Source organism: Sorangium sp. KYC3313 (genome assembly GCF_052075895.1).
Lineage (GTDB): Bacteria > Myxococcota_A > Polyangia > Polyangiales > Polyangiaceae > Sorangium > Sorangium cellulosum_B.
On sequence record NZ_CP197255.1, the window covers coordinates 3,831,987 to 3,842,917 of the forward strand.

The window sequence follows — 10,931 nt, forward strand, 5'->3', positions numbered from 1 at the left end:
CGCCGCCCAGACTGCCTGATCCGATCCGCGCTCGCAGCGCCGTGTCCCAACGCGTTCGCTCGCTCATGCTGCAAGCAAGAAGGCTCATCAAGCCATTCGTGGCGGGGCGGCACGACGCTCGTCTGCGAGGAACACGGAGGCGTTGCGCCCTGGAGTTCAGCGGCCACGAGCGGGTCGTGGACCACCGCATCTCGCGGGCATCCTCGCGCCCCTTCCCACGTACGTATCAATCTACAGCACGCGGGCGCTCCTGGTCGACGGATGAATCGTGCCCGCCCGCCGCGTCACGGCGGAGGCTTTCGGCCGCCCGCCGGTGGTGCAGGGGCCTCGGTCGCGGCGGCCACGCCGGCTGCGGCGGCCAATCCGGCGACGATGCCGTCCCAGTGGCTGCCCTTCCACAGGACCTTGCCGCATCGATCGCACCGCCAGAACTCGTCGTGGCGATCCGCCACCACCGCCGGCACCGCATCCCGGATGCTGTCCTTCGGGGCGGCCGTGAGCGCGCCGCCGCACGCCATGCAGCGGGGGTCCCGCACGGGCAGCCCGAGCTCCCGCAGCACGAAGCCGGCCTGCTCCGTCGGCCGCAGCCCGCGCGGCACGTAGAGCCCGCGCACGGCCGCGGTGCGCAGGGAGCGCCGCTCGAATACGCCGGCGTCGGAGCTCAGCAGCACCCGGCCGGTCTGCTGCGCGAGGCGCACGAGATCGCCGTCGTCGATGCCATGCTCGAACATGGCGTCGTAGCCCGCGCCGCGCAGCCAGCGCGACAGGCCGCCCAGCATCGCGTCGCACAGGAAGCTCGGCGCCGCCGCGCCGCCCTGCGCCGGGGCCGCGCCGACCTGCGCCGGGGCCGCGCCGACCTGTGCCGCCGCGCCGCCTTGCGCCGGATCGGCGCCGCCTTGCGCCGGATCGGCTTCGCCGCCCGCCTCACCCACGAGCATGCCCCATCGCGCTCAGGATGGCGGAACGCCAGCGGGGGGCAAGGGCGCCGCCGGTGAAATCCCCACGCGCCCGCCGCGCGCTGCTACCGTCGCTGTAGGGTCAACCGATCGTGGAGGAGTCGATGTCGATGAAGCGTGCCAGGTGCTCCTGCGTGGCGGCCGCGCTCGCCGTGCTGGCGAGCGCGCAGCAAGCGTCGGCCTACTGCCGCTCGAACACCTGCAAGAGGTCGGAGCTCTGCCTGCAGGACGACCAGCCGGTCGGTGAATGCAAGCCGCTCCGCTGGGCGGGCGATTGCATCGGCTTCAGCATCCAGGAGGACGCGTCCAGCGAGATCTCCTACCAGGAGATCTCCGACGTGCTCGAGGCCGCGTTCGCTACGTGGACGCAGGCGCCCTGCGACGGGGGAACGCCGGGGCTCCGCGTCCAGAACCTCGGGCCCGTCGCCTGTGGAGCGGTGGAGCTCAACGCCAGGGACGGCAAGACAAGGATCGTCGACGGCCTCGTGCCGGGCAACACCAACGTGGTCGTCTTCCGCGATCTGGAGTGGCTCGCGAGCTCGGGGCACAACACCGAGATGCTCGCGCTCACGACGGTGCAGTTCGACAGGAAGACCGGTAATCTCTGGGGGGCCGACATGGAGATCAACACCGATCTCTACGACTTCACCGTCGGGGACGACTCCGCCGCGCCGAGGGAAGATCTGCTCGCCATCGTCACGCACGAGGCCGGCCATTTCCTGGGCCTCGACCACACCATGGCCGGCCCCGAGGCGACCATGCACTCGAGGTACGACAGGGCGGACCCGATGAGCTTCCGGACGCTCCACGACGACGACATCGCGGGCATCTGCCAGATCTACCCCCCTCGGGATCTCTCCACGTCGACGTGCAACCCCATCCCTCCGCACGGGTTCTCGCCCGAGTGCGCCGACGACCAGCTGGTCCGCTGCAGCGCGGCGCCGCCCGCCGCCGGCGGCCCAGGGTGGAGCGCCCCGCTGGCCGCCGTCGCGATCGGCGCAGCCGCCTGGCTCCGCGCCGTCGGGCGCTCCCGCGCCGGCGGGCGCTCCCGCGCCGGCGAGCGCGGCCGGCCGAACCTCGGTCGGGATCGTCCCACGACCGGGAGGGCGAGGTCGTAGGCCAGCTATTGGTATACCCTTCTCAATACATCAACTAAACCTTCGATCGATGCGGCGGCGCCGATTGCACGTCGTACGTGTACGTCAGGTTCTGGAGAACGGCGTCGTCCGAGCTGCGCGTCGTCCGGAGGCGCCCCGGAAGATCTGCGGATCGTCGCGCGGACGCCGACCCCGGCGGCGCCGCGGTCGAGGAGCTTTCCGACGTTGCCGTCACGGTCGCTGGATGTGTCGTCACGACAGACAACCGCACCGCTTCACGCTCACGTCTACTTGCTGGGGAGGAAGCGGTCAAAGAATCCTTCCTCAGCGAGATGCCCTATCGGAAAATTCCAGCCCTGGAGGGAGACGCTCGGCCTGGTACACGTACGCGCCCCGAATCTCTCAACCTCCGCCGCCGCTCCAGCACGACATCGAGCGGGCGATCTGATAAGTTCGACGAATGAACCTGCGTCGCGCGATCCCATACCTCTGTCCGTTGGCCCTGCTCGCCGCGTGCACGGACGAGCAGCGCTCTGACGCGGGCACCGGCGGAGGCGCCGGGACCTCCGAGAGCAACGGGAGCACGAGCGCGGTGACCGGGACCAGCGCAGGCAGCGGCGGCATGGGCGGCAGTGGCAGCGCTGAGGAGAGCGGCGGCAGCGGCGACGTGGCGCCCCGGGAGCCCGAGGAGATCCCGGTGCTGGAGGACATCACGTTCTACGACGGCTATGCCGAGACCGTCGATGAACCGATCCCGGCCGGCGTGATCCGCCACAACAACTCGCTGGTTGCGACCAGGTTGACCGACGAGCTGCTCGCCAAGATCCAGACCACCCTGAAGGTCCGCGTGGTCGTGGGAGCGCGGTGCGACAACTACGACCGACTCGGCTCGGTCAACCTGGCGCTGGTCCCCAAGGGCGCCCCGACCTACGTTCCCGGGGAGGTCGACCGGATCGAGATCGCACGGTTCGTCACGCCGTTCATGGACATGAACAAGCAGCCGAAGACGGTCCCCTACGAATGGGAGGCCAGCAACCTCGTGCCGATCTTGAGGGACCCCGACCTCCTGGCCGAACACGATCTCTGGCTCGAGTTGGGTGTCTTCGGCGTGCCTTACGCCGCGAACGACGAGGTCCCCGGTTGCGCTGGTCGCAATGACACGCAGCTCGGGTCGCTGCTGCTCTACACCGACAGCACGCAGGAGGCCCAGGACTTCAGCGTCCTGTTGCCGCTGGCGATCAGCGAAGAATTCAACAACTACGCCACGGGCGCCAGCGACAAGGTCGGCACGACCCGCAAGACCGTCAGCTTCGAATTGCCGGCGGATACACAGGATGCGCAGCTCGTGTTGATCACGTCGAATCACGGCGCCAACCGGGGCGGCGAGGAGTATATTCGCCGCGAGCATTACGTGTACGTCGACGGCGAGCTGGCATTGCAGTACAAGCCAGGGCGCACGTCGTGCGAGCCGTTTCGCAAGTACAACACCCAGGGCAACGGCATCTACGGGGCGTCTCCGCGGTCGGACAAAGACTGGCAGTCGTCCAGCAACTGGTGCCCTGGCGACGTGATCGACACCCGGATCGTCCCGTGGGGCGCCGCGAGCGCCGGCACGCATGAGTTCGTGATCGACGTCCCCGACGCGACCTTCGCCGGCGGGGAGGGCAATATCCCGTTCTCGCTCTACGTGCAGGCGCGTTAGGCGCTCCAAGCGCCAGCACCCGACGCGGGAACAGCCCGGGCCGTCACCGCGCTCCCGGCGGCTGCGCGCGGCGGCGTCCGTGCCGCCGCGCGCGCAGGAGCGCGCCGCCGGCCGCGGCGAGGCAGCTCAGCAGCGCCCCGGCGCGCCCCCCACCCGACGCCCCGCAGGAGCAGCCGCTGCCGGCGCTCGGCTCGCCTGCGCCCGCGCCGGCTGCGCCCGCGCCGGCCTCGCCCCCGCCGGCGCTCGGCTCGCCCCCGCCCGCGCCCGTGGCGCCGCCCGCGCCGGCGCCGGCCTCGCACGAGGCCGCGGCGCCGACGAAGCGCGCTGTCGCCCGCCAGAGCCCGGGGCAGGTCCGGCCGGTCGAGCTGTCGCCCCCGCAGGCCGCCGGCGGGCCGCAGAGCCGATCGAGCGTCATGAGCGGCGAGAACGTCCTGCCCCCGTCCGTGGAGACGCCGGCGGAGAAGCCGTCCACGGGCTCGTCGGCGCAGGCGAAGAGGCCCCGCGCCGTCCAGGTGAGGCAGCGGACGCCGAGCTGCCCAACCTGGGTGAACTCCAGGGTATCCGTGGGCGCCACCCACAGGCCGTCCAGATCGCTGCCGGCCGCGATCTCGGTCCCGTCGGGCGAGAGGGCGAGGCCGAGCAGGCTCGCCGCCTGGAACACCTCGCGCCACGTGGCGCCCCCGTCCCGCGAGACCAGCAGGGCGTCCGCGCCGTCGCCGTCGCGGCGCACGTACACCACGTCAGGGTCGTTCGGGTCCACGGCGCCGAGGTACGGCAGGTTGCGATCGTCGCTGCCAGGGACGTCGAGCTCCTCCCAGGTCGCGCCGCGATCGTCCGAGCGCCGCACGATCCCCTCGAACGTGGGGCCGTTGCGGCGCCCGCTCACGTAGATGCGCCGCGGATCGCTCGGCGCGCTGTCCAGGGTCACGCCGAGGAACGTGCTCGGGAAGTCGACCCCGGCCTGCGTCCAGGTCCGTCCGTCGTCCTTCGATTCCCAGACCTGCGTCAAGATCGCGTCGCTGGCCATGACGCTGGAGCCGAGCAGGAGGACGCTCGCGGGATCCGCGCGATCGATCGACAGATCGACGATGTTGCCCTGGGGGAGCGCGCCCTCGGCGATGTGCCAGTCGCAGCCGCGGTCGTGCGTCGCGCTGAGCCCGTCGAAGAGCCCGGCGAGGATCGAGCCGTCGGCGGTGACGACGAGCATCGGGTCCTCGAAGCCGCTGTAGCCGATGGCCGCTTCACAGATCCACGACCAGCGCTCGCCGCCGTCGTGGGTGGTGAGGACGCCGTAGGTCGCGCGGACGACGATGTGCTCGGGATCGGCGGGATCGACGAGGATCTGGCCGGCGGTGGGGTATCGACCGTTGGCGCGCGCGGGCGGGGCGGCGGAGAGGGCGAGGCCCGCCGCGGCGGCGGCGAGCCCGAGAGCGATACGGTTCATCGAAGCGAGGTTCGCTACTGCCGCCGGAACTGCTGGTTCGTCCCGTTGTTGCACGTGTACTGGGCGAGCCTGGCGCCGTCGGCGGTGCTGGCCCCGTAGACGTCCACGCACTTTCCGCTGTTGACCGAGCGCAGCGAGACGACGCCGTTGCCGCGATCGATGAAATCCCACTTCTGGCTGTTCCTGCCGCTGTTGCAGCCTGCCTGCGTGATGTTCGCCCCGTTGTTCCGGCTGGACCCCTGCACGTCGAGGCACTTTCCGCTGTTCACGTTCTTCACGGTCGCCGTGGTGCCGCTGATGATCTCGACTTGCCACTGCTGGTCGCTCGCCCCGGTGCACGGCCGCTGGACGACGGTGGCGCCGCTGTCCAGGCTCGCCGCGTTGACGCTCATGCATTTGCCGGAATGGAGGGCCGCCAGGCTCTGGCCGGCGGTGCCGCCGGTGCCCCCACCGGGGTCGCCGCCGGGATCGGTCGTGCCGCCGCCCAGGCCGGAGATCTGGATCTGCGCGCCCGTGGCCGACACGGAGAGGAGCTTCAGCGTCGCGTTCGTCCCGAAGAGCTGATGAGAAGCGCCGACGGCGAGCGGCGAGTCCCTGAAGTTCCCGCCGGGGATCATGTCGAGCAGGTGCGCCCGGCCGCTCTCCCGCGACTGCGTGAAGAACGCATGGATGAGCACGCCCTTCGTGGAGAGGTTGCGCGAGTCGACGACGTTCGTCGCCGCCGGCTGGCGGAACTCGATCTGGTACATGACGTCGTTCGGGCCCTTGACGCGGAGGAGCTGGGTCCCGGTGCTCGCCTCGGTCATCGGGGCGAGCGTATACGTCCCGTCGGCGGTGACCGTCTGGGCCTGCGACGACGGGATCCACCCGAGGTTCACCTTGTAGTTGGCGTTGAAGTGCTGCTTCCCGCCGTTGCCCATCGGGTCGAACGGATCGCCGTACTCGTCGAAGGTGCAGTCGTTGCTCATCGTCACCGTCGCCCCGGCGTTGCGGCACGTCCGCGAGGAGGCGTGCCACAGGCCGAAGTTGTGGCCGAGCTCGTGCACGACGACCTCGGGCCAGAGGCCGGCGATCCAGGTGGCGTTGCCGGGCTGCGCGCCCATGCCGGCGTACCCGCAATCCATCTTCCCCCAGATCATGTAGTGCTGGTACGCGTTCAGATCGAAGCCGGCGTTCCTCGCCGCGGTCCTGGCCTCGTTCTGCCATCGGTTGTAGTCGTCGCACTTGCCGAAGGTGATGTTGAACGGGCCGGCGAGGTCGTACTCGAGCTGCATCTTGCCGAACGACGAGCCCGCCAGGTGGGTCGCCGCGCCGGCCATGGTGTTGCGCACGTCCTGCTCCGTGCCCAGCGTCTGGCCGCCGTCGAACTGCACGCGCAGCACCAGGACGCGCTTGGTCCCGGTCGTGACGAGCGCGTTCGTCAGCTCGCCTATCCCCTCGGCAGGCCGCATCGTGGCGACCACGATCGTGCCGTCGCCGGTCTCGGTGCCGAACACGTCCACCGGCGAGCCGCTCGCCGTGCGCCAGTCGATCGACGGCTCGGCGCCCGGCGCCGCATTCGTCATCGAGCCCAGGTCGAGGCGCACGAACACCCCATCTTCCCGCTCCAGCATGTACCGCGCCTCGCCGTTGGCGACGGCGACGGTCAGCGTCCCCGAGGCGGTCGGGGCCGGCCCCGCTTCCTCGTCACCGGCGTCGAGGCTCAGGCAGCCGGGCGCGAACGCGCACGCTGCAATGAGGGCAGCCGTGGTGAGGTGTGACTTGAAGCGCTTCATTGGATCTTCCTTTCCTGGCTCGGTCCGATGCGCCCATCTCCCCCGATGCCGGAGAGCGCCGCGCCATCCCCCCTCAGGAGCCCGGGCGCGGCGAGACGGAGCGCTGTCAAGGAGAGGCCGCAAGCGCCGCCAGCCTCTCCGCTGCTGATGTAAATTGACGGCCAATCCGCTCGCGGATCCGGGGGACGATCGCTCGCGATCGCCGCGCCGTGCTGCCGTCCTCGCACCCTCGCGAGTGTCTTTGCCTTCAGAGCAAATCCGCGGCCACAGTCGTGCTATCGGCTTGACACGGGCAACGCGCCTCTCTGGGTGAAACAATCACGTGAGGACGGCCCGTGATCCAATCCGATATGATGTTTGCGCGACTGCCGTGGATCCCGAGGGATCCTGAATGGACATGAAAACACCACCCCAGTGAGACCACGTGAGTTGGTGGATGAGCTCTTGTGCTCGGCGGATCGAGCGAGCTCGGCCGGCATTCTGCGCGATTTGCCGCGAGGGTGGCAATCCGTGGTCGCGGGTGAGCGCGTGAGTTCACCGGTGAGGGCGCGGGCGGGGATGTGGGTAGATTGGCGCGCTCGCGGCGCGCCCTGCCGGCCGTCGCTCCGTCCGGAGCTCCGCGGGGCGCGGCCTGGCCGTGGGCGCGGAGCGTGGAGGGAGATCGAGGGGACCCGCGGCAGGGCCGCTCAGCGGGGCGGGGACAGGGCCGCTCCGCCCAGCTGGACGGCGGCCCCGCGGCGGATCGCGCCCTCGCGGCGCACGGTCGCGTAGACCCCGGCGACCGCCGAGAACACGACGCCGGGGGCGACGGTCGCGCTCGCGACCGCGTTGTGCCGGGCGAGCGCGCGCAAGAGGCCCGGATCGCGCGGGAGGTCGCCCTGGGCCAGCGTGGGGACGACGCAGCGGGGGCAAGGATCGATGACCTCGAGGCGGACCTCCTGGGCGATCTCCAGCGCGCGGCCTATCCAGCCGTTCTCGACGAAGCGGCGCTCGCCCGCGGCCGTCGCGACGACGAGGTTCGGGCGGAACCTCGGGACCTCGACGCGCCCCGAGGGGTGGAGATCGCGCAGGCGGTCGAGCGTCGCCGTGGTCAGCACGTGCATGGCGGCCACGTCGAAGAACGTGCCGGCCGGCGCGGCGAGCGCCATGGGCTCCTCGACGATCGTGGTCTGCGCCGCGGAGCCGTCCGCGGGCGTCCGATCCGCCTCGCGCGTCGCGGCGTCGGGCGGCCGGCTCACGAGGGCCACGTCGCGGCCGAGGGCGCGCGAGAGCGCCCGATCCACGTCCGGCTGCGCGCTGCTGAGCACGGCGCCGTCGGGCAGTGTGATCCACACGGGCGGCAAGGGCGCCGAGGGGCGCGGCGGCGCCGCGAAGGCCGCGCGGCACGCGAGCAGCGCGCCCCACTTGCCGGGGTGCTTGGCGCTCGCGACGTGCCCCGTCTCCCGGTCGAGGACGGCGTAGGCCCGGTCGCCGATCGCTCCGCGGTCCGTGATCGCCGTCTCGTCGATCTCCTCGCCTTGCATCGATTTGACCGGATAGCGCCATATCGACACGACCGTTCCGGTGGGCTGTTCGTCCGGGTGCATGGCGTCTCTCTACTCGTTGCTCGATCTCCGGGCGAGCTCGGCGCCAGGAGATCGACGGTGCGACACGGCGCCTTGCGCCTCGCTCGGCTCCGCCGCTCTCGGCCCCTGGTCGCTCGCTCGGCTCCGCCGCCGCCCCAGGTCCAGATGCGCGCAGCGGCAGACACGCGCATCGGGTTCACACGGGGACGATCAGCTCGGCGAGCGGGAGCAAAGCGTAATCGGCGGCCGCGGTGAACCGCATCTCCCCGTCGATCAGGTAGAGATCGGCAGCTCCGGGTCGATCGTCCAGGATTCCGAGGTCGTACGTGACGACATCGCCGTCGACGCGCAGCGTGCGGATTCCTCCGATCTCCTTCTGGTGCGCTGCCGCCGTGGGCCAGTCGTGACCGAGCTCCGCCTTGCACTTCCTGTGACCGGTGTGACCGGCGACCTGTCGCAGGCCTCGCGGGAGCGAGCGCGGCTCGAAGCGCCGCGGTCGCGCCGGATCGAGCTCCCATGCCGGATCGCCACCCACGCGATCCACGCACGCAGGTCGATGGTAGAGGAGGCCGCCGCCTTCGTTGCCTGCGGCGCCCGCGACGTGGAGAGGCTCGAGCGAAAGCGGCGTGCGCGCGCCGCTCTGCCATTCCGTGCGCCGCGCGTCGACCGCGGCGCGCAACTGTCGCTCGAGCGCCGCCGCCAGCCGATGCGGGTCGCGCTCGTCCGGCATGCCCAGTATCGCGAGCTCGCGCGTGGTCACGCCCGCGTGGGTCAGCAGCACAGCGCGGCCGTCGGGCAGCACGCCTGAGAGAGCGAGATGAAAGCGGCCGCAGAGCAGCAGCTCGATGACGAGCTCGCGCTGGGACTCGCTGAACGATGCGTAATCGCGCGCCGCGAGCCCCGGGGTCGCCACATCGGGAAACTGCGCTGCGAACTCGTCGCGTTCGCGCCGCGCGGCGGCCTCGGCGCCTTCACGCCGCCTGGTCTCCTTGATCGAGCGCCCGAGCGCGCGCGCCGCAGCGAACCGCACGTCGTCGAGGTCGGCGAGCTCCATGACCCGCGCCGCGTCATGGTTGCCGAGCAGGAGCCTCACCTGAGCAGCGTCGTGGCTGGCTAACCAGCGCAGCGTGCGGAGCCCCTCCGCGCCGGCGCCCACCGGATCATCGAGGTCATAGTCGAAGTGATCGCCGATCGACACGAGCACGACGTCGCCGGCCAGCCGGCCGTCCGCGCCGAGCAACGCGTGCGACGCGAGCACGGCCATCACCTTGGCCATCGGCGCCTGCGGGTCGCCCATCACGAAGATGCGCCGGGGCGTCACCATTGGCTGAGGCGCGGCCATGGCGCCTATTTAGCATGTCCTCGGATTCGGGCAAACGCTTGTTGATTATCACGCTGCCCGGCCGCCTCCCGCCGCTGGTCTTGAGCATCCGGCGCTCAGCCGCCTCGGCCATGGCCTGAGTGAGGGGTCGCTCTTGCAGTGCCCGGCGCTCGGGCGTCGAGCGCGACGAGGCAGGGGATGAGCCCTCCGAGCCTGGATGGGATCGAACGAGGGAGAGCGCCATCCTGCCCTCACTTGCACGCATCGCAGACACGCAGCGCCTCCTTCTCCACCGTACTGCTTCCAAATTCCAAAGAGGCCCCGCTTCGGGACGGGGCTTGGAAGGATCTTTCGTGCCGTCGAGGACGCCGCTCCGCGGACAGGTGACCGCCACCACAAGGACGAACTTGCCCTACCGCGACGTCTCCGACTTCGCGCGGGAGACCGGGACGTCAATCTTGGTCGGTCAGCGGCCTCTTCTCTATGTTCAGGTCCTTCCAGGGACATACCTCTTGCAGGAGACCGAAGTCGAAGGCCCAGAAATACTCGGGGCTACCGGGCTCGAGCAGCGTGCAGCAGTAGTCAGTCCATGTTCCAAGCCCATCCACGACGATCGCCTCGCTGCAACTGGCTCGAATATCGTCCTCCACCACCCTCCAGGGTATGACCTCCTCAAGCCGGAGCCGGCGCTGCTTCTCACCCGCGCGAACGAAGCGGATTCCACACATGGTCTGATCGACGCCCATTCTGAGCTCCAGCTGCAGACCTGGCCACGCAGGGAGAGAGTAGAGCATCCTCGTGGCGTAGAAAAACGCGTCTTTCGCCGGCGCCGGCACGACGCGCTGTGGGGCTCCGAGGAGCTGAAGGTACGAGTCGGCACGGCACTCGCCTGCGGTGCCTTCGCCTCCATAGAGCGCGCCTGCGCGCGCTACCATCTCCTTCGCCACATCGACGTCCGCCGGGTTGATGCCCAACCGTCTCAGGCCCTCTGCAATACATTCCTCGTTTCGCATGCATGACATGAGATACGCCTGAAAAGCGTCGATAGGTTTCATGATTCCCTGCTGAGGC

8 protein-coding genes are annotated in these 10,931 nt (G+C 70.3%); 2 read left to right on the plus strand and 6 right to left on the minus strand.

Annotated elements, in window-relative coordinates; all coding sequences use genetic code 11:
- Positions 1–284 precede the first annotated feature (284 nt).
- The gene (locus ACSRUE_RS14975) at positions 285–938 is read right to left on the minus strand and encodes a Mut7-C RNAse domain-containing protein (protein WP_441291579.1); all 654 of its coding nucleotides are present in this window, start codon (positions 936–938) and stop codon (positions 285–287) included.
- A gap of 128 nt (positions 939–1,066) precedes the next feature.
- Between ACSRUE_RS14975 and ACSRUE_RS14980 the strand changes: the two genes are divergently transcribed.
- Positions 1,067–2,074, plus strand: coding sequence for a matrixin family metalloprotease (locus tag ACSRUE_RS14980; protein ID WP_441291580.1), 1,008 nt, complete (start codon positions 1,067–1,069; stop codon positions 2,072–2,074).
- Between the two features lie 439 nt (positions 2,075–2,513).
- The gene (locus ACSRUE_RS14985) at positions 2,514–3,755 is read left to right on the plus strand and encodes a peptide-N-glycosidase F-related protein (protein ID WP_441291581.1); all 1,242 of its coding nucleotides are present in this window, start codon (positions 2,514–2,516) and stop codon (positions 3,753–3,755) included.
- Between the two features lie 43 nt (positions 3,756–3,798).
- On the opposite strand, the gene ACSRUE_RS14990 is transcribed toward ACSRUE_RS14985, so the two are convergent.
- The 5 genes from ACSRUE_RS14990 to ACSRUE_RS15010 form a co-directional block, all read right to left on the minus strand.
- The gene (locus ACSRUE_RS14990) at positions 3,799–5,199 is read right to left on the minus strand and encodes a WD40/YVTN/BNR-like repeat-containing protein (RefSeq protein ID WP_441291582.1); all 1,401 of its coding nucleotides are present in this window, start codon (positions 5,197–5,199) and stop codon (positions 3,799–3,801) included.
- Between the two features lie 14 nt (positions 5,200–5,213).
- Entirely contained in the window at positions 5,214–6,974 is a 1,761-nt protein-coding gene (locus ACSRUE_RS14995; protein ID WP_441291583.1) for an RICIN domain-containing protein, read from the minus strand.
- A gap of 686 nt (positions 6,975–7,660) precedes the next feature.
- Complete coding sequence (locus tag ACSRUE_RS15000) at positions 7,661–8,560, minus strand: MOSC domain-containing protein (protein WP_441291584.1); 900 nt, start codon at positions 8,558–8,560, stop codon at positions 7,661–7,663.
- A 175-nt stretch (positions 8,561–8,735) separates the two neighbouring features.
- Complete coding sequence (locus ACSRUE_RS15005; protein ID WP_441291585.1) at positions 8,736–9,863, minus strand: metallophosphoesterase; 1,128 nt, start codon at positions 9,861–9,863, stop codon at positions 8,736–8,738.
- Between the two features lie 449 nt (positions 9,864–10,312).
- Complete coding sequence (locus tag ACSRUE_RS15010; protein WP_441291586.1) at positions 10,313–10,915, minus strand: hypothetical protein; 603 nt, start codon at positions 10,913–10,915, stop codon at positions 10,313–10,315.
- Between the last annotated feature and the right edge of the window lie 16 nt (positions 10,916–10,931).